Raw genomic sequence first — 18,292 nt, 5'->3', positions numbered from 1 at the left:
ACGTCGTTCGCGCCTCGTTCTTTGGCGAAATATTTTTGAAAGCTACGCGTCGCCTTTAGACGCGACCTTCATGAGGGCATGGAGCTTGCATTTGGGAGAGCCGGCCGCGGAATAATCCGCGGCTCCTTTCCAGATGCAACGACCAGGAGACAACCATGCAATGGACGACACCCGCCTTTACCGATTTGCGTTTCGGCTTCGAAATCACGATGTATATCGCTACCCGCTGAACGATTGAAGTAATGTCGCTCGCGCCGCTATGACGCGGCGCGAGCGCCTCGAGTCGTTACTCTTTTCACCATGAACCCACCCCATTCGCATTCACGCGCAAGGGTTCGCGCGCGCCCGCGCCTTCAGGCCGACGTCCGGATTATCTGGCACGCGAACGGACGCACGTGCGAGGTCGAACATCCGCTCGGTAATCATGAAGTCAACCGCAGCGCGGGAGAAATCCTCGCGCTTTGCGACGGCACGCGCGAACTCGACGGCATCATCGCTGAACTGGAACTGCGCTTTCAAATATGCGGATTGGCGGCGGACGTCTATCGCTTTCTCGATGAAGCGCGCAATCGCGGGTGGATCGACTAGGCCTCGCGTCATGCAACGTTCGATGCACTGCGTGTTGCATCGAGCAACAGCCGAGTGTCTCGCTGCGCCTCGTTGCAACACCTTCCTCGCTTCGCTCTCCGGGTCGAAATGAAGCCTCTGCGGCGTCAGAGACGGCGTGCAGCCATGCACGATGAAAGTCGCGTCGAATGGCATACGACTTGCCTTAACGATGCCACCACTGATTCGCATACCGATCGAGCGGTTGCTCACCAGGCGGCACCACAACACAACTCACAGGAGACAATAATGAAGACATCCGTCATGGCGTGGCGCATCTCCGCAGTCGCGGCCGCGGCCGTCGCTGCGTTCAGCTTCGCGGCCGGCCCATCGTTCGCTGCAGCGGGCGCGTCGGCGTATCCCGATGTCACTTACGACCGGCTCGTGAGTGCGCAGGACGACCCCGGCTGGCTCACGTATTACCGCAGCTATAACGGCCACGGGCATTCGCCTCTCAAGCAGATCGACACGTCCAACGTGAAGAACCTGAAGCAGCAATGGAGCTACAAGTTTCCCGCCGATCTGCAGCAAGGCTTCGAAGCAACGCCTATCGTCAATGGACGCTTTCTCTTCGTGACCACGCCGAAGGACAACGTCTATGCATTCGATGCCGCGACCGGCAAGCAGCTCTGGAAATTCGAGCCTAAGCTCGGCGCGGAGTCGTTCAAGACGGCGTGTTGCGACGTCGTCAATCGCGGCGTCGCGCTGTACGGCAAGAACGTCTATGTCGCGATGCTGAACGGCGAAGTCGCAGCGCTCGACGCGCAGACCGGCGCGGTCGTCTGGAAGAAGGCCATGTTCGATCCGGGCGTGGGCTACGCGTTCTCACTCGCGCCGCTTGCGCTCGACGGCTCGATCGTCGTCGGAAGTTCGGGCGGCGAGTATGGCGCGCGCGGCTTTATCGCCGCGCTCGATCCCGCCGACGGCCACGTGCTCTGGAAGCGCTTCACGGTGCCCGGCGCGAAGGAAGCCGGCGGCAACACCTGGCCCGACGGCATGCAGGAACACGGCGGCGCACCGGCGTGGCTGACCGGCACTTACGATTCGGCCAGCAAGACGCTGTACTGGGGCGTGGGCAATCCCGGTCCGTGGCTCGCCGACCTTCGTCCCGGCGACAACCTCTATTCGGACTCGCTGCTCGCACTCGATCCGAAAACCGGCGACCTCAAGTGGCACTACCAATACACGACGCACGACACGTGGGACTACGACGGCGTCAACACGCCCGTGCTCGCCAACATCAAGTATCAGGGCAAGGATTACGACGCCATCATCCACGCGGATCGCAACGGCTTCTTCCACGCGATCGACCGCAGCAACGGCAAGCTGATCTATGCGCGGCCGTTCGTTACGGTGTCCTCGGTCACGGGCTACGACGACAAAGGCGCGCCCATTCAAGACCCCGCGAAATATCCGAAGGCCGGCACGACCATCGAGACCTGTCCGAGCTTCCTCGGCGGCAAGAACTGGTGGTCGGTCTCGTATGACCCGGAGAAGCATCTCGCGATCGTTCCGGCGTTGCACGCGTGCATGTCGCTGTCGGGTAAATCCGTGAACTACATGGAAGGTCTGCCGTATCTCGGCGAAGGCTTCGAAATCAAGCCGGAACCGAACAGCAAGGGCTATGGCGAACTGCAAGCCATCGACGTGGATACCGGCAAGAAGGTCTGGAGCCACTGGACCAAGCTGCCGTGGAACGGCGGCGTCGCGACCACCGCGGGCGGCCTCGCATTCAGCGGCTCGCTCGACGGCCACCTGATCGCCTTCGACGAAGCGAGCGGAAAGGTGCTGTGGCAAAGCCCGAAACTGGCGAGCGGCATCATCGCGCAGCCGTCCGTGTATGAGATCGACGGCAAGGAATATGTCGCCGTGCTGGCGGGCTACGGCGGCGCGAATCCGATCTGGGGCGGTCCGATGGCGAAAGCCGGCGAAAAAATTCCGCGCGGCGGCACGTTGTATGTGTTCGCGCTGAACCGGACCTGAACTCGCACGCAAGACCGTTGCGCCGCGCGTTCGCGCGCGGCTCTCATTGATTTCATCGGATGCACGACACTATGAAACCGACCCTCAAACCCATACGCGCGGCATGTGCGCTGGCGACCTGCGTCGCGCTTGCACCGGCCTGTTCTTACGCCGTGACCGTATGCACGTTTCCCGGCAGTCCGTCGGCCGCGCTCGACCGCACCGTCGCGCAAGCGGCCTTTGCGCAAGCCCATATTGCCGCGCGCTTCGAAACGCACGGCATAGGCGACGGCGATGACGACGGCGTCTCGCTCAAGGAACTGGACAAGACGCTTGCTCATGCTTGCGACGTGATCGCGGGCTTCCCGCGTTCGAGTGTCGCCGATGCGTCCGGCGGCAAGATGCGCTTTTCACGCGGCTACCTGCGCGCCGGGTACGTCAACATCCAGGCTCCCGACGCCGATCCGCAAGGCGCGGCCCGCCGCACTGTCGCCGCGATGTATGCGAGTCCCGCGCAATTGATCGCCGTGCAGCAAACGGACATCACGCTCGACCTCGAAAATACGTCCGCGTCCACAGTTGATGCCGTCGCGAGCGGACGAGCGCAGCGCGCGATCGTCTGGTATCCGGCGCTCGTCGCCTACCGTGCCGCGCATCCTGAGCGCAAGTTCACCGTGGCCGCCACGCAGTCGGCGTATTCGGACTGGCAATTGACGTTCGCATTCGGGCCGCGTAGCGCGCAGTATCGCGACCGGATCGACGCCGCGCTCACGGACATGACGAACGATGGCCGTTTGCAGGCGCTCACGACACAATGGGCGCTTCCTGCCGATCTCGAAACGTCACACTCGTCGAACATGCCCGCGATGTCCTCGACGCACCGCGCGGGCGTCATGCTCGCGGGCGCGAATGCCCGCAACATGGGCCGCGTAATCAAGGTGTCGAACGAAGCGGGCATCGAGCCGCCTACGTTCGAGCAGGCGCAAACGACGCGCGGCAAGACGCTTTATTCAAGCTCGTGCGCCAAGTGTCACGGCGCGCAGCTCCAGGGCGTAACCGCGCCCGCTTTGCAAGGCCCCGCCTTCGCGCCGGTATCGAACTCGCATCTGACGGTGGGCGGCATTTTCGGCTACATGGCGACCAACATGCCCGCGGACCGTCCCGGCAAGCTCAAGGACCAGGACTACGCCGATATCATGGCCTTCCTGCTTCTCTCGAATGGCTACAAGCCGGGCGCGGGAAAGATGACTGCCGACAGCGCGCGGGCATCGACGCTGCCGCTTAACGCGGGAACGGCGCATTAACAATTGCCGATCCAAACCTTCGCGTAACGCGATGCGCCTTCCGAACCGGTTACCGCCGGCGGAGGGCGATGATCGCCTATGGGCGACGAAACACCTTAATTCGATCGTTCTCTCATGCGCCGCGTTCAGGCTGAAGCGGTGCTTACATCGGTCGTAACGTTAAGCCTGTCCGCTTGCCAGACAATCAATAGCGACGCCGGCCCTCCTCGCGCGTCGACCGGCTTTGAGTCCGATAACGCCATTTTCCGAAGCGCTCCTAGCTCACGCGCACCGCCGTCCCCACAACCACGCTCAGCGCTTAGAATGCGTCTTACGCGTCCACGCATCGCGTCGGATTTCTGGAACGTCTCGACTCGCTAAAAGGCCAAATTCCGGCGTGCAACACTCGGCACAAAAGTACCGTGGCAAGGCACCGGTCGATATGGCCCGGTGGCTTCTCGTCCTTCTCGCTATCGTGGACGCACCGGGCGCCGCTGCGCAATCCACCCGGGACGTCATCAGCGGCGCGCGGCTCGGCGCCGTGTACTCGCAGATCCTGAATCTCACCGCGACGCCCGATATCAGTTCCGCGCACCTCAACGTCACGGATGGCGGCGATTCGCAATCGCTTTTCGTTACCCGGGTTCCGCTCGAGGGCAATCTGTTTTCGCTCTCGGATCGGAACACGGTCAACTGGCGAATCTCCGGCGGATACTTCCGGCAGAAAGACACGGTCGCCACGAACGTTCCGGGTGGCGCGCCCGGCAGTATCGATAGCAAGTGGTCGGCCTATAGCGCCACGGGCGGCCTGTTCCTGAGCAGCAAACTCGGTTATGGCTTTACGTTCGAGCCGGGAATCGATTTTAGTCTGGCAAGGCTGCTCAACGACGCCAGCTACGCGGGCACGGCCACGAGCCTGCAACCGCTCACGGACGGGCCGCTATTCAACTGGCATGAGAACGCATGGCTCATCACGCCGAACGCGGCGCTCGCCTGGACGACGAACATAACGCCGGCGCAGACACTGAGCGTCCGCGGTCATATTGCATGGTCGTGGGTATCGAGCTTCGGCGAGTCGGATCCCATATTGCGATTCAGGGAAACCGCGGGATCGTGGTCGATCGAAGCGGACTACGCCGGCCCGACGGGCGCGCAGTTATTCGCGAGGCCGCTCGGTTATGTGGTTAGCGCGGGATACGGAGGATTCTTCGGTCCTGATCGCGATGCGCTCGGCTTTACATCGATAGCGAAAGTCGGCGCCGGACTCGAGGTCCCGCTTTCGCGAGACAACCTGCAATCGAAACGTGTGCGAGTCGGCGCCGCTTATCTGTTTGGCGCGCATGTCAGCGGATGGACCGTGAACCTGGGCCTTGACTATTGACGGCCGTCGCCGAGGTCGCGCCAAAGTCGGGAAAATAACGCTGCACGCGCTGCAGCAAGAAGCGCGAGTGGCCTGACACCTCGCGCCGCGCCGGCGGTTTCGTGTCGGCGTAACGGCTATGCTCCCGAGTAATTAGGAACATAATTACCGCCCGCGTTCAAGCAACCGGATCCGTTCGCCGGTAAATCGGACGGCCTGCCCTACTCGTTTCGCGTGATAATTGTGTCAGCCATTTTGCTATTTACGCGCCGCGATCTGCCCGTCGCGGCGCGCCCCATCGATAATTCGTCTCCAGCGCTTTCGTGCACGGCGGCTGGGACGCCAGGTAACGCAAGTTTCGCCGGCAACACACGGATAGCCCCACATAAAAATGCCAAGGATCGGGATGATGGTCGAGATTGACGAGATGGACGGGATCTGGCCGCGCCTTCTGGTCGCGCGCGTCGATGAATACGCGATTTTCAGGCTCACCGAAAGCGGCGAAGTCGCGAGTTGGAATCGAGGTGCGCGGCGCATCAAAGGGTATGAAGCGGACGAAATTCTCGGTCGTCATTTTTCGCTCTTCTACACGGAAGACGAGCGGCGCGCCGGTGGTCCGGCCAACGCGTTGCGAACCGCGCGCGAGACGGGAAAGTACGAAGCGGAAGGCTGGCGCGTTCGCCGGGACGGGACCGAATTCTGGGCGAGTGTCCTGATTACGCCGCTGCATATGCCCGACGGAACGCTCGTAGGTTTCGGCAAGATCGTCCGGGATATCACCGACAAGCGCGCGGCTCACGAATCGGCCATCGAAAGCGAGCGGCGGTTCCGCCTCCTCGTGCAAGGCGTCACCGACTACGCGATCTACATGCTTTCGCCCGAGGGACACGTAACGAACTGGAACGCGGGCGCCGCGCGCATCAAGGGTTACCTGGCGAGCGAAGTTGTCGGAACGCATTTCAGGCAGTTCTACACCGCCGAGGATGCCGCCAAAAACCTGCCGGAACATGGACTTCACACCGCCGCGACGGAGGGCCGTTTCGAGACGGAAGGATGGCGGGTCAGGAAAGACGGCAGCCGGTTTTGGGCGAACGCCGTGATCGACGCCATCCGCGACGACCAGGGGCAGCTTATCGGTTTTGCAAAGATCACACGTGACATCACCGAGCGCAAGACCGCGCAGGACGAGCTTGAGAAGGCGCGCGTGTCACTGCTGCAGTCGCAGAAAATGGAGGCGATCGGTCAGTTGACGGGTGGCGTCGCGCACGACTTCAACAACGTTCTGCAAGTGTTGCGCGGCAATCTGGAACTGCTGGAAGGCCGCCTCGGCCGCGACGAGTGGACGAGGGACCGTCTCGACAAAGCCATCGAAGCGGTCGAACGCGGCGCGAAACTCGCGTCGCAGTTGCTCGCATTTGCGCGCCGTCAGGCGCTCCAGCCGAACGTCGTCAATCTCGCGGTCATGCTTCGTTCGATGGACGACCTGCTGAGACGCGCGCTCGGAGAAACCATCGACGTCGAAACGGTCATTGCCGGCGGTCTCTGGAACACGCTGGTCGATCCCAACCAGCTAGAAAGCGTCGTGCTGAACCTGGCGATCAACGCGCGCGACGCAATGCCGGACGGCGGAAAGCTGACGCTCGAACTATCGAACGCGATGCTGGACGAGCACTACAGCGCGACTGCAGTCGATGTCGTCGAAGGCCAATACGTGCTCCTCGCGATCACCGACACCGGATCGGGCATGACGCGCGAAGTGCTCGAACGCGCATTCGAGCCGTTCTTTACGACCAAGCCCGAAGGAAAAGGCACCGGCCTCGGCTTGAGCATGGCCTACGGGTTCGTCAAGCAAAGCGGCGGACACGCCAAGATCTACAGCGAGCTGGGACACGGAACGACCGTCAAGATCTATTTGCCCCGCTCGCTGGAAAAAGCGGTCGAACTGGAGAACCAACAACCCGCGCCCGTAACGGGCGGATCGGAGACGATCCTGGTCGTGGAAGACGACCGGCGCGTTCAGGCAACCGTCACGGATACGCTTCGGCAACTGGGCTACACCGTTCTCAAAGCCGACGATGCACAGAGCGCGCTCGTGATCGTCCAGAGCGGGCTGCATATCGATTTGATTTTCACCGACGTCGTCATGCCCGGGCCGATGCGCAGTACCGAACTCGCGAAGGTCGCCACGCGCCTCATGCCGAATTTGAAGGTGCTCTTTACCTCTGGCTACACGCGAAACGCCATCGTCCACGGTGGCCGGCTCGATCCGGGGGTCCAGCTGCTTAGCAAACCCTACAGCCGCGAACAACTTGCCTCGAAAATCCGCCGGATGCTCGCGTCGGCGAATCCCGCGGTATCGGCGGAAATGCCTTCGCCGTCTGCGCGCGGTTCGCTGCAAACACTAACGGTGCTCGTCGTCGACGACGACAGCGCGTCGCAGGAAGCGGTCGGCGAGTTGTTGAGCGAGATGGGCTACGGCGTGGGCCAGGCCGCCGACGCATCCGAGGCGATGCAAGTCCTGCAAGCGGGCAACTTCGATGTGCTGCTGACGGATATCGTGCTTCCGGGGCAATCCGGCATCGACCTTGCGCGCGCGGCGATCGACATGCATCCGGGACTGAAGGTCGTGTTTGCATCCGGCGCCGACGCGCCCCGGCCCGAAGAGCTTGGCTTCGACTGCGCATCTCTGCGCAAGCCATTCACTTCGGCCGAGTTGCGCGCCGTGATCGAATCGGCGCGAGGCAAGTAAGCCCTCGCCTCTCGCCGCTACACCGCGCCAAGCAGATCCTCGATCATCACCGGCAGCTTGCGCACGCGCACGCCGGTCGCGTGATAGACCGCGCTCGTGATCGCCGCCGCGATGCCCGCCAGCCCGATTTCCGCGATCCCCCGCGCACCGAGCTCATTGAAGATCGTGTCGGGGTGATCGAGGAAAGTCACGTCGAGCTTAGGCGCATCGGCGTGCGTCGCGATGACGTAGTCCGCCAGATTGCTGTTGATCGGCGCGCCCGATTGCGGGTCGTAATGCGTGTGCTCGAAGAGCGCCATGCCCACGCCCATCACCACCGCGCCTTCGATCTGGTTGCGCCCGGCCTTCAGGTTAAGGATGCGGCCGCCGTCGATCACCGTCACCACGCGCGTGACACGCAACTGCGCGATTTCCGGCTGCCACGTCACCTCGGCGAAATGCGCGCCGTACGAATGCAGCGAGTACTTCTTCTTGAGCGGATCGTCGAAACCGCCTTCCGCGTTCCCGCTGCCCGACGCGGCCTGCATTTTCGCCTTCACGAGAATCTGCTCGAACGGCACGCCCTTCGACGCAGGTTCATCCTTGCGATGCACGTGGCCATCGGTCATGCGCAGTTCCTCGGGCTTCGCGCCTTCAAACGGCGATCCGCTCACCGCACCCGCACGCGTCAGCACGATTTTCACGGCGGCGCGCGCCGCGTCCGAGACCGCCGGCACGAGCGACGCCGTCGCCGCCGATCCGCCTGAAATCGGCCCAAGGGGCAGCGCGGTATCGCCGAGACCGACTTCGATCTTTGCGAGCGGCAGGCCCGTTTGCGCGGCGACCAGTTGCGCGAGGATCGTGTAAGTACCCGTGCCGATATCCTGAGTGCCCGACACGACGCGCGCCGTCCCGTCGTCGCGCAAATCCACCGTCGCTTGCGCCGAGAAGCGGATCGCCGGCCAACTGCACGCGCCCATACCCCAGCCGAGCACGACGCCGTCATCGCGCTTCATCGACCCGACGCCGGGCGTTCGCCGCGCCCAGCCGAATTTATCGGCGCCCGTGCGCAGACACTCCAGCAGATGCCGCGATGAGAACGGCAAGCCGCTCGATTCATCCACCTTCGGTTCGTTAAGAATGCGCAGTTGGACCGGATCGATGGCGAGCTTCACGGCCAGTTCGTCCATCGCCGATTCGATCGCGAATAATCCCGGCACCGCGCCCGGCCCGCGCATGGAAGTCGGCGACCCGACGTTGCGCTTCACGGTCGCCGACGCCACGCGCAAATTCGGCACGCTATAGAGGCCCGGCGTGAGTTCGCCGCAACTCTCGGCGTAGGTATCGGCGATGGCTTCGTGGTTCAGATACTCGTGCGCGAGCGAGGTCAGCTTGCCATCGGACGAAGCCGAGATCCGCACGCGCTGCTGCGTGAGCGGACGATGACCGACGTTCTGAAACATCATCTTCCGGTCGATCACGAGTTTTACGGGCCGCCCGGTATAACGCGTTGCGGCGGCGGCGAGCAGCGAATGCGGCCACATCCAGAGCTTGCCGCCGAAACCCGAGCCGAGATAGCGCGACACCACGCGCACTTTTTCCTTCGGCAGGCCGAGCATCTGCATGAGCGCGCCGCGATGGTTCGAGACCGCTTGCGACGTTTCATAGAACGTATAGCTGTCGCCGTCCCAGTGCGCGACCGTTGCGTGCAGTTCGATCGGGTTGTGCGTTTCCGCAGGCGTCACATACGTCTCGTCGAGCGACACCTGCGCGCTCGCAAAAGCCGCATCGGCGTCGCCCCGCTCGCTTTCGACGTTGAGCTCGTCGTCCGTCGCGAGCGTCGTGCTCACGTCGTGCGGCGCTTTTTCATAACCGACCTTGATCGCGGCGGCCGCCGCCTTCGCCGCCTCGACCGTTTCCGCGATCACGAGCGCCACGTACTGGCCGTAATAACGGATCACGTCGTCCTCGAACGGCGGGCGCGCTTCATCCACGAAGCCCGTGTCCATCGAGTTTCCAGCCAGACGATAAAACCGTCCGATATTCCCGCGATGCAGTACTGCGTGAACGCCGGGCATCGATTCTGCGGCGGCGAATTCGAGCGAAACGATTCGGCCCGCGGCGATCGTGCTGCAGACCGGCACAGCGTGCAGCATGCCGGGCAGATGAATATCGGAGGTGTAGGTGGCTTCGCCGCTCACCTTGACCGGCCCGTCGATGCGGGAATGCGCGCGGCCGATCACTTCATGCACGGAATCGTGTACTTCGGACATGGTTGTCTTCCTGTATTCGGGGTTCGGACGGTGTCAGGCGGGCGTCGTGACGAGCGTCAGCGCATGCACCAGACAGCGTTTCGCGAGCTCGACCTTGAAGCCGTTCTCCGATTGCGGCTGCGCATTCGCGAGCGCATCGGCGGCGGCGCGCTGGAACACATCGGCGCTCGGTGCAGCGTTCGCGAGCGCCGCCTCCGCTTCGCGCGAGCGCCACGGTTTCGTGCCCACGCCGCCCAGCGCGACACGCGCGTGACTCACCTTGTCATCCGCGATCGTCACGATCACCGCCGCCGACGCAAGCGCGAACTCATACGACGCCCGGTCGCGCAGCTTCAGATACAGCGAGCGGCTACCTTTCGCGGGCGGCGGCAGCGTCACGTGCGTAATCAGATCGCCCGGTTCGAGCACGGTCTCGCGCTCGGGGGTATCGCCGGGAAGCAGGAAGAAATCGTCGATCGACACGCTGCGCTCGCCGCGCACGCCCTGAATGAGCACGGTCGCTTCGAGCGCCATCAGCGCCACGTTCATATCCGACGGATTCGACGCAATGCACGCGTCGCTTACGCCTAGGATGGCCTGCGTGCGGTTGAAGCCCGTCTTCGCGGCGCAACCCGAACCGGGATTGCGCTTGTTGCACGGTAACGCGGGATCGCGGAAATAAACGCAGCGCGTTCGCTGCAGGAGATTGCCGCCGGTCGTCGCCATGTTGCGCAGTTGCGCCGACGCACCCGCGAGCAGCGCCTGCGAAAGCACCGGATAAGCATCGTGGATCAACGGATGATTCGCCAGATCGGCATTACGCACCGTCGCGCCGATCTTCACGCCGCCGTCCGGCGTCGCCTCGATTTCTCCAAGTGGCAGACGGCTGATGTCGATCACGCGGCCCGGCTTCTCGACATCGAGCTTCATCAGATCGAGCAGCGTCGTGCCGCCCGCGAGGAAACGCACCTCGGCGCCCTGTTGGGCCGTATGAGCGGTCGCGCCGGCCTGGATGGCATCGGCGAGATCGGTGGCGCGGGAAAGTTGGAAGAGTTCCATCGCGCGCTCCTCAGGCCTTGCCGCGCACGATCTGGATCGCGGCGACGATGTTTTGATACGCGCCGCAGCGGCACAGATTGCCGCTCATGGCTTCGCGCACGTCGGCGTCCTCCGGCCCGACCGGTTCGTCGAGCAATGCGAGCGCCGACATGATTTGCCCCGACGTGCAGTACCCGCACTGGTAGCCGTCGCATTCGACAAACGCGGCCTGCATCGGATGCAGCGTTTGCGATCCGCCGATTCCTTCGATGGTCGTGATTTCGTCGCCCGCGTGATTCGCGGCGAGGCAGAGGCACGAATTCACGCGCCGCCCGTTGACATGCACGGTGCATGCGCCGCACTGACCGTGATCGCAGCCCTTTTTTGTGCCGGTGAACTGCAGATGTTCGCGGAGCGCGTCGAGCAGCGTCGTGCGCGGATCGAGTGCGAGCTGATAATCCTTGCCGTTTATTTTCAGTTCGACGGGCATGGTCACGGGCGCGGCCGCGTGCGTGTGGCCCTGTGGCGGCATGACCTTCGCTTTGGGTCCGACGGTTGAATCGAGGATACGGGCGGGAGTGGACTGCTCGTTCATGGGAACTCCTGACAGTAGGGGACGGATCGTTTTTTCGGCAGGCGCCGGATGAAACTTCCATAAGTCGCCGCAACCTGAAACCGTGCAGCAAACTACGTTCCCCGAGCGCGCGCGTCGCGGGGAGAGGTGGCGCGCGTCTTTCTTATGCTTTCTTAGTTCGTCGAGAATTGCGAAAAGGACAGGCGCGCGATCGCGGCACTCGGTTCGGCGCTCGCGGGCTCCGATCGTCCGCTCGTCATTACGTCGGAACCGGGGTCGGCACGGCCGAATTCGGTCAGCTCGCGACCGAAGATGTCTGTAATTTCAGCCATCCCAATCCGCGTATCGCGTCCGAACAGGCTGGGAACGCTTTGCTGGAGACGGGCGTCCACGTGTCGGTGGTGCGGCTGCCGCAAGTTCACAATCCGTTCAAGCAGGGTCTCATCACGCCGCTGGTCGCGATTGTGCGCGAGAAAGGCGTGTCGGCGTAGGTCGGCGAGGGCCGCAATCGCTGGCCAGCGGGTCATCTCTTCGATGCCGCGCGCCTTTTTCGGCTCGCGGTCGAAAAGCGTGAACCGGGCGCGCGATATCACGCGGTCGGCGAAGAAGGCGTCGGCAGCCGCGAGATCGCCGAGTCGCTCGGTCGCGGGCTGAACTTGCCCGTGGTGTCAATCCCTTCGGCGGACGCGGCGGCCCATTTTGGATGGATGGGCATGTTCGTGGGGATGGACATGCCGGCGTCGAGCGCGCTCACGCAAGCGCGGCTGGGCTGGCGTCCGACCGGCCCGACGCTGATCGCCGATCTCGACGAAGCGCGCTACGCCTGAGCGCCGGTCCGATCTTTACGCCTTCCCGGCGCCGATTTCATCCAGCGATGCGAGCACGTCCTCCGGCAAACGCAGATTCACACTTTCGATGTTCTGCGCCAGATGCTCGACCGAGGACGTTCCGGGTATCAGGAGGATGTTGGGCGAACGCTGCAGCAACCACGCGAGCGCGACCTGCATCGGCGTCGCATCGAGTCGTTGCGCAGCGTGGCTCAGCGCGTCGGCTTGCAGCGGAGAAAAGCCGCCGAGCGGGAAGAACGGCACATAGGCAACGCCGTCCTTCGCCAGACTGTCGATCAACGCTTCGTCCTTCCGATGCGCGAGGTTGTACATGTTCTGCACGCAGACAATGCTCGCGATTGCGCGTCCTTGCGCCACTTGCTTCGCCGTCACATTGCTCAGCCCAATGTGACGGATCAAGCCCTTTTCGTGGAGTCTGGCGAGCGCGGTCAGCGGTTCCTCGATATCGCCTTCTGCTGGCGCTCCGACTTCGAACATGATCCGCAGATTCACCACATCCAGCACGTCGAGACCCAGATTGCGAAGATTGTCATGCACCGCCGATTCGAGTTCCGCCGCCGACGACGCCACGCTCCACGACGCATCGCTTCCGCGCTTCGCGCCCACTTTCGTGACGATGGTCAGGTCGTCGCGATACGGATGGAGCGCCTCACGAATCAGTTGATTCGTGACATGCGGGCCGTAAAAATCGCTCGTATCGATATGCGTGATGCCCGCCTCGACCGCCGCGCGCAGCACCGCCAACGCTGCGGCGCGGTCTTTCGGCGGCCCGAAAACGTGCGGACCCGCGAGTTGCATGGCGCCATAACCCATGCGCGTAACGGCCCGGTTGCCAAGTTGAAAGGTCCCGGCGCGTGTTGCTTCTGTCATTGCTCTGCTCCGTTCGGGTTGTTGTTTCCATCGCTGCATCAGGTTCGAATAGAATACGAATAATTATTCAGATTGTGAATTCGCATATGCGCACCGGCAAGGAACCCGGGCTGAACGCCCGCAAACAACCGCAGCAAGCGCGCTCGCAAGTCACCGTAGACGCGATTTTCGACGCGACTATTCAGGTTTTGCTGGCCGAAGGGTTGCAGCGGCTCACCACCATCCGGGTGGCGGAGCGCGCGGGCGTGTCGGTCGGAACGCTCTACCAGTACTTTCCTCAAAAGCAGGCGCTTTTGTTTGCCGTGTTGCAGCGGCATCTCGGCACCGTGTCCACCGCCCTGCAAGATGCCGCGGCGTCGGCGCATGGCGCGTGTCTGTCGTCGATGGTGAAGACGGTCGTGACGGCGTTCGTCAAATCCAAGACCAGGAACCTCGATGAATCGCGCGCCCTTTACGCGGTTGCGCTCGAACTCGACTCGCGCGCCTATGTCCGCGAGGTGGAAGCGCGCAATCGCGCCGCGCTGGAAGCCATGCTCATGACGGCGTCCGACGCGCATTTCGACGACATCGCGGCGACCACGTTCATGTTCATGGGCGCGCTGGTCGGACCTATACGTTTGCTGCTGGAGGGAAAGTCGCCGCAATCGATGATCCGCAAGCTGCCCGGTCAGCTTGAATCGCTCTGTCTGGGCTATCTCGAACGCGAGGCACGACCGGTGGTTCAGGCTTAGGTCGATGCTGGATGCCGATTCGCCGCGTTGTCACGCACAAGTCATGCAACTGCGTAAGTATTCGTGATTTTTTCCGCACGGGCGCTTGCATGAACCATAACGAATCGAACCGAGACATCCAAACTCTTCAGTCGCCCAACCGTCGCAGGATCCTGCATCAAACGTTGCAGGGAACCCTGAGCGCCCTACTCTTGCCGGTAGCCGGCAGTTCGCTGCTGGCTGCATGTGGCGGCAGCAGCTCGAATGCAGCCTCGCCGGCTGCCGTCGCCGCGGTTCAGAAAACCCCGGTGCTCGGCACCGTCAATAACTTCCGCGACGTAGCCGGTGCCGACGACAGCCTCGCCTATCAGACCGCCAGCGGACAAAAACTGCGGCGCGGTGTGTTTTATCGCTCGAATGCGCTCACGCCGTCCGCGGCGGACCTCGCAACGCTGAACACGCTCGGAATCAAGACCGTCTACGACCTTCGGACGCCCGCAGAAATCACCGCGTCGCCGGACACGCTCCCGAGCGGCGCGAACTACGTGCAGATCAACATCATCGGCACATCGAGCGCCAGCGTTCCGACGCTGAATTCGGCAGCCGACGCCATCGCGATGATGCAGTTGGCCGAACAGCAATTCGTCACCGACGCGGGCGAACGCTCGCGTCTCGGCCAGTTGTTCACGGACCTGGCTAACGGCGCCAACGCTCAGCTTTACCATTGCACGGCCGGCAAGGATCGCACCGGTTGGGTGACGGCCGTCTTGTTGTCGCTCGTCGGCGTGCCGCAGAGCGTCGTGGTTCAGGACTACCTGCTCACGAACATCTACTCGGCGGCGTCGATTCAGGCTACCTACGACGCGTATGTCACGAAGTATGGGAAGGCCTACGCGGACGTTATCTATCCCGTGCTCGGCGTCCAGCAGAGCTTTCTCACGGCGGGATTCGACCAGGTGGCGACGAGCTACGGTTCGATGGGCAATTACATCACGACAGGTCTGGGCCTGAGCGCCAGCACGCAGGCGCTGCTGACGGCGAAGCTGCTCGGCTGAACGCGCAGTCTGAATCTCGCTGCCACGGGTGTTGCAGGCGATGGCGATTGACCTTCGCCATTGCGGCAACGCTCGGGGCAGCGCCGCATCGACGTCTCAATGAACGGACGGCCGGTGCTCCGCGCCGATGCACTGGATCAACGCGGAAATCTCGCTGAGATACTTTTCCGGGTCCTGTCTCGCCGGTTGGCTCGTCGCCATGTGCGGGATTTGGTACGGGATTTGGTGCGGGATTTGGTACGGGATTTGGTACCAAGCGCGCACGAATCGCGCAAGCTCGCTGCCGCGAATAGCCACGCCAAGCTCGGGATCGCTCGCATAGCGTCCGATCACCATGCCGATCACGCGTCCCTCTTCGTCGACCACCGGCCCGCCGCTATTTCCCTCATAGAGCCTCGCCCGCAACATGGCGATATCCCGGCCACCGCTTCGCGCCAGACCGTCGATCCGCCCACGCGTGAAAACCGGCTCCAGCGGCGCGGAGGCCGTGAAGCCGTATCCGATCGTCACGACGCGGCTGCCCTTGCGCGCGGGATCGATGGCGAAACCGGCGATGCGATCCACCCGGTAGTTCGTGCTCAGCATCGCCAGATCCAGGCGCTCGTCGCGCGTTGCGATCACGGCCGCGATGCCCGACGCCGCACCTTGCGGCCACACCTCGATGCGCCTGCATTTGCGCACGACATGCGCGCTCGTCAGCATCTCGCCCGTTTGCGCAACGAAAAATCCCGTGCCGCTGCGATAGAGCTGAGCCGTGCTTTCCGTGTCGCCGTTCGCCCTCGCATCTCGCCATGAAGCAGCGGCGGCGGCCCCGGCGAACGCCATCACGCAAAGCACGAGCGATCGAACGCGCATCGAGACTCGCTTTCCGATAACACGCTAGTTGTCCGCCAGCTTCCACTCGCCGTTCTTGTCGCGGCACGCGCGTTCGGTTTGCTGATACGTCTTGCCGTCCTTCACGTAACTTTCGTTGAATTGCCGGCAGGTCGCAGCGCTCGGCGACTTCGTGTAACCGTTGAGCGGCTTGATGTTGCCGGAGTTTCCCGTCTTCGGGTTCTGCCAGGAAGTGGTCTGATTATTCTTCGAGCTTTGCAGCGCGGCCGCCAGCGCGGCCTCGCGCGCGGCCCGATCGCGCTCGTCCAGTTGATGGCCGATCACCCCGCCGAGCAGGCCGCCAGCAAGACCGCCCGCGACGATCGCGCCGGCGCTGCCATGCCCGAGCAGACCGCCGAGCGCAGCGCCCGTGCCCGCGCCGATCAGCGCACCGGAAGTGGTCTTGCTCATGCCGCCCGATCCGTCGTCCGCGCATCCCGCGATGATTGCCGTGGTCAAGGCCGCGCAGATCAATATCGACGGAAGTTGGTTCATTTCTTATTCTCCACCAATCAGTTGGACGCCCGGATTTTCTATTTCCCCCAAATACCTGTGCGTGCGAGCCGCGCATCCTGCTCGGCCGCCGCGTAGGGCGAGGAGCCGCCCTGTCGTGCCCGCACCCAGCCGGATCGGAGGGCGCGTACGGCGATGTCGCGGCCGTTCGCAAAGCATTGATAGGCTTCGTCGCGCGCGTAGCACTGAATCACGTTCCCTTCGCTTTCCAGGTAACGCTGCATCGCTTTCGCGGGACGGCCGTCCGCACCGCGCACGCCGTATAGATTGACGATCCGTCCTGAGACGATCAGCGCAGCCGAATCGAGCATCTTGTCGACGCTGCCCTGAAGGTCCGGCGCGCGCGCGGGCGGCGTTGCTCCACTATCCGCCGCGCCGGCCGATTGTTGCGGCGGCGATGGCGATGGCGGCAGCGATGGCGATGGCGATGGGGACGGCAGCGCGGCCGCGGGCGGCGGTGCGGGAACGATCGACGGAGGCGGCGGGACGACGGGTACGGGAGCGGGCACGACCGCCGCTTGCGGCGACGCGACTGGCGCGGACACCGACGGAACCGGCGCCGTGCTCGATACCTGCTGCCGCGTGATGGCGAACCACGCCGCTACGCACACGACGACCAAAGCCAACGCCAGTGCGACAACCATTCCCGTGTGCGGCTTGCGTGCGCCGGCTGATCGCGCCGGCGCGCCGAACATCGCGCCCGTCGTTGGGTCAAGCGCGACGACGGCCGTCTGCGGCATGAAAACCTGAGCCGCGATCGTCTGCTCGGCGGCTTCGGCGGCTTCGGCGGCTTCGGCGGCCGCTTGCCGCCGTCGCGACTCGTCGGCCGCACGCGCCGCCTCGTCTTGCTTGCGATGATCCTCGGCGTTCTTCGCGAGAACCTTCTCGCGCTCCGTTTCGTCCGCCGCTGTTTCCTGGCGCGGCGGCTCGGTTACATTCGGCTTCGATTCGCGCTCGCGTGCCGCGAGGATCGCGCTCTCCGCCTTCGATACCGGCACCGCAACCTGCAGGATATGCGCGGCCAGATTATCGACCCACATATGCACTTCGTTCGAGCGCGGATCGGCGTGGCGCAGCGGCCGAAAATCGCTCCATTGATGCCGATGCAGCGCATCGAATTCGGCGCCGAATACCGAATCTTCGCGATCGACGTTATCGACGCTGACGTACTGAATCGGGAAAATGATGTCGTCGCGTCCGAGTTCATGCATGCGGCGGCGGAACGACAGCAATTCCTCCAGGCAATTCTTGCTCTTGAGGTAGCGGGGCGTGAGGATTGGTATGAAGAAGACCGTGTGGCTGATGGTGCGCTCGATGTGAGCGGCCCAGTCGGCGCCCGGCGGAATGGCCTGGATGTCCTGCCAGATCTGAATGTCCGCGCCGTGCTGCAACGCGATCGCTTTCCCCACGATCGTTCGGAGCTGGCTCAGATGCCCGTCGCTATGCGCGTCGTCGCTGCGAGCATAGCTCCAGAAACCCACGGGATTTGACATCTCTGGAGCTCCGGTATCCATTGCTGTGGACTGCGAAGAGCGCGTCGCAGTTTTCAGTAATTCTAGAAGGTAGCCGACAGAAATATAGGCTGCAGTAAGTATTTTCCTGATGATCGCCAATTACTGA

The 18,292-nt window shown here is 63.2% G+C and carries 15 protein-coding genes and 1 pseudogene; 9 read left to right on the top strand and 7 right to left on the bottom strand.

Annotation, left to right across the window (positions count from 1 at the left end; all coding sequences use genetic code 11):
- The first annotated feature begins 155 nt into the window (after positions 1–155).
- The 6 genes from pqqA to AC3D25_RS20220 all read left to right on the top strand — a co-directional run bounded on the left by pqqA (position 156) and on the right by AC3D25_RS20220 (position 7,960).
- On the top strand, positions 156–230 hold the full coding sequence (pqqA, locus tag AC3D25_RS20245) for a pyrroloquinoline quinone precursor peptide PqqA (protein ID WP_008347847.1): 75 nt from the start codon (positions 156–158) through the stop codon (positions 228–230).
- A gap of 70 nt (positions 231–300) precedes the next feature.
- Complete coding sequence (gene pqqD, locus AC3D25_RS20240; RefSeq protein ID WP_488890227.1) at positions 301–588, top strand: pyrroloquinoline quinone biosynthesis peptide chaperone PqqD; 288 nt, start codon at positions 301–303, stop codon at positions 586–588.
- Positions 589–855: 267 nt separating this feature from the next.
- Positions 856–2,589, top strand: coding sequence for a methanol/ethanol family PQQ-dependent dehydrogenase (locus AC3D25_RS20235; RefSeq protein WP_488890226.1), 1,734 nt, complete (start codon positions 856–858; stop codon positions 2,587–2,589).
- 71 nt (positions 2,590–2,660) lie between these two features.
- Positions 2,661–3,872, top strand: a complete 1,212-nt coding sequence (locus AC3D25_RS20230) for a c-type cytochrome (protein WP_488890225.1) — start codon at positions 2,661–2,663, stop codon at positions 3,870–3,872.
- A gap of 421 nt (positions 3,873–4,293) precedes the next feature.
- The gene (locus AC3D25_RS20225) at positions 4,294–5,232 is read left to right on the top strand and encodes a Solitary outer membrane autotransporter beta-barrel domain (RefSeq protein ID WP_488890224.1); all 939 of its coding nucleotides are present in this window, start codon (positions 4,294–4,296) and stop codon (positions 5,230–5,232) included.
- 385 nt (positions 5,233–5,617) lie between these two features.
- Positions 5,618–7,960: a hybrid sensor histidine kinase/response regulator gene (locus AC3D25_RS20220; protein ID WP_488890223.1), complete on the top strand. Its 2,343-nt coding sequence runs from the start codon at positions 5,618–5,620 to the stop codon at positions 7,958–7,960.
- Positions 7,961–7,977: 17 nt separating this feature from the next.
- On the opposite strand, the gene AC3D25_RS20215 is transcribed toward AC3D25_RS20220, so the two are convergent.
- The 3 genes from AC3D25_RS20215 to AC3D25_RS20205 are packed head-to-tail and all read right to left on the bottom strand — an operon-like array spanning position 7,978 to position 11,719.
- Entirely contained in the window at positions 7,978–10,212 is a 2,235-nt protein-coding gene (locus tag AC3D25_RS20215; RefSeq protein WP_488890222.1) for a xanthine dehydrogenase family protein molybdopterin-binding subunit, read from the bottom strand.
- Positions 10,213–10,245: 33 nt separating this feature from the next.
- Positions 10,246–11,250, bottom strand: coding sequence for an FAD binding domain-containing protein (locus AC3D25_RS20210; protein ID WP_488890221.1), 1,005 nt, complete (start codon positions 11,248–11,250; stop codon positions 10,246–10,248).
- A gap of 10 nt (positions 11,251–11,260) precedes the next feature.
- The gene (locus AC3D25_RS20205; RefSeq protein WP_488890485.1) at positions 11,261–11,719 is read right to left on the bottom strand and encodes a (2Fe-2S)-binding protein; all 459 of its coding nucleotides are present in this window, start codon (positions 11,717–11,719) and stop codon (positions 11,261–11,263) included.
- Between the two features lie 261 nt (positions 11,720–11,980).
- On the opposite strand from AC3D25_RS20205, the pseudogene AC3D25_RS20200 reads away from it, so the two are divergent.
- Positions 11,981–12,630 (top strand): annotated as a pseudogene (locus tag AC3D25_RS20200) (Rossmann-fold NAD(P)-binding domain-containing protein); the annotation flags it as partial.
- 15 nt (positions 12,631–12,645) lie between these two features.
- On the opposite strand, the gene AC3D25_RS20195 reads toward AC3D25_RS20200, so the two are convergent.
- The gene (locus AC3D25_RS20195; RefSeq protein ID WP_488890220.1) at positions 12,646–13,521 is read right to left on the bottom strand and encodes an oxidoreductase; all 876 of its coding nucleotides are present in this window, start codon (positions 13,519–13,521) and stop codon (positions 12,646–12,648) included.
- An 86-nt stretch (positions 13,522–13,607) separates the two neighbouring features.
- Between AC3D25_RS20195 and AC3D25_RS20190 the strand changes: the two genes are divergently transcribed.
- Both AC3D25_RS20190 and AC3D25_RS20185 read left to right on the top strand, forming a co-directional pair.
- Entirely contained in the window at positions 13,608–14,252 is a 645-nt protein-coding gene (locus AC3D25_RS20190) for a TetR/AcrR family transcriptional regulator (protein WP_488890219.1), read from the top strand.
- 164 nt (positions 14,253–14,416) lie between these two features.
- On the top strand, positions 14,417–15,286 hold the full coding sequence (locus tag AC3D25_RS20185) for a tyrosine-protein phosphatase (protein ID WP_488890218.1): 870 nt from the start codon (positions 14,417–14,419) through the stop codon (positions 15,284–15,286).
- Positions 15,287–15,382: 96 nt separating this feature from the next.
- Here the strand turns inward: AC3D25_RS20185 and AC3D25_RS20180 are convergent, their stop codons facing one another.
- Genes AC3D25_RS20180 through AC3D25_RS20170 form a run of 3 tightly spaced genes read right to left on the bottom strand, consistent with a single transcriptional unit; the run spans position 15,383 to position 18,165 of the window.
- The gene (locus AC3D25_RS20180; RefSeq protein WP_488890217.1) at positions 15,383–16,141 is read right to left on the bottom strand and encodes a S1 family peptidase; all 759 of its coding nucleotides are present in this window, start codon (positions 16,139–16,141) and stop codon (positions 15,383–15,385) included.
- Positions 16,142–16,165: 24 nt separating this feature from the next.
- Positions 16,166–16,654: an RT0821/Lpp0805 family surface protein gene (locus tag AC3D25_RS20175; RefSeq protein ID WP_488890216.1), complete on the bottom strand. Its 489-nt coding sequence runs from the start codon at positions 16,652–16,654 to the stop codon at positions 16,166–16,168.
- A gap of 38 nt (positions 16,655–16,692) precedes the next feature.
- On the bottom strand, positions 16,693–18,165 hold the full coding sequence (locus AC3D25_RS20170; protein ID WP_488890215.1) for a TIR domain-containing protein: 1,473 nt from the start codon (positions 18,163–18,165) through the stop codon (positions 16,693–16,695).
- Positions 18,166–18,292: the final 127 nt, after the last annotated feature.

The organism is Caballeronia sp. SL1002, assembly GCF_057814995.1.
Note: the sequence above shows the minus strand (reverse complement) of the source record. Positions and strands in the feature narration are given on the sequence as shown.

Excerpts from the sequence above, each read along its gene's own strand:
- AC3D25_RS20215 (WP_488890222.1), bottom strand. The coding sequence starts at position 10,212 with ATGTCCGAAGTACACGATTCCGTGCATGAAGTGATCGGCCGCGCGCAT.
- AC3D25_RS20175 (WP_488890216.1), bottom strand. The coding sequence starts at position 16,654 with ATGAACCAACTTCCGTCGATATTGATCTGCGCGGCCTTGACCACGGCA.
- AC3D25_RS20210 (WP_488890221.1), bottom strand. The coding sequence starts at position 11,250 with ATGGAACTCTTCCAACTTTCCCGCGCCACCGATCTCGCCGATGCCATC.
- AC3D25_RS20220 (WP_488890223.1), top strand. The coding sequence starts at position 5,618 with ATGATGGTCGAGATTGACGAGATGGACGGGATCTGGCCGCGCCTTCTG.
- AC3D25_RS20170 (WP_488890215.1), bottom strand. The coding sequence starts at position 18,165 with ATGTCAAATCCCGTGGGTTTCTGGAGCTATGCTCGCAGCGACGACGCG.
- AC3D25_RS20190 (WP_488890219.1), top strand. The coding sequence starts at position 13,608 with ATGCGCACCGGCAAGGAACCCGGGCTGAACGCCCGCAAACAACCGCAG.
- AC3D25_RS20180 (WP_488890217.1), bottom strand. The coding sequence starts at position 16,141 with ATGCGCGTTCGATCGCTCGTGCTTTGCGTGATGGCGTTCGCCGGGGCC.
- AC3D25_RS20225 (WP_488890224.1), top strand. The coding sequence starts at position 4,294 with ATGGCCCGGTGGCTTCTCGTCCTTCTCGCTATCGTGGACGCACCGGGC.
- pqqD (WP_488890227.1), top strand. The coding sequence starts at position 301 with ATGAACCCACCCCATTCGCATTCACGCGCAAGGGTTCGCGCGCGCCCG.
- AC3D25_RS20195 (WP_488890220.1), bottom strand. The coding sequence starts at position 13,521 with ATGACAGAAGCAACACGCGCCGGGACCTTTCAACTTGGCAACCGGGCC.
- AC3D25_RS20205 (WP_488890485.1), bottom strand. The coding sequence starts at position 11,719 with ATGCCCGTCGAACTGAAAATAAACGGCAAGGATTATCAGCTCGCACTC.
- AC3D25_RS20235 (WP_488890226.1), top strand. The coding sequence starts at position 856 with ATGAAGACATCCGTCATGGCGTGGCGCATCTCCGCAGTCGCGGCCGCG.
- AC3D25_RS20230 (WP_488890225.1), top strand. The coding sequence starts at position 2,661 with ATGAAACCGACCCTCAAACCCATACGCGCGGCATGTGCGCTGGCGACC.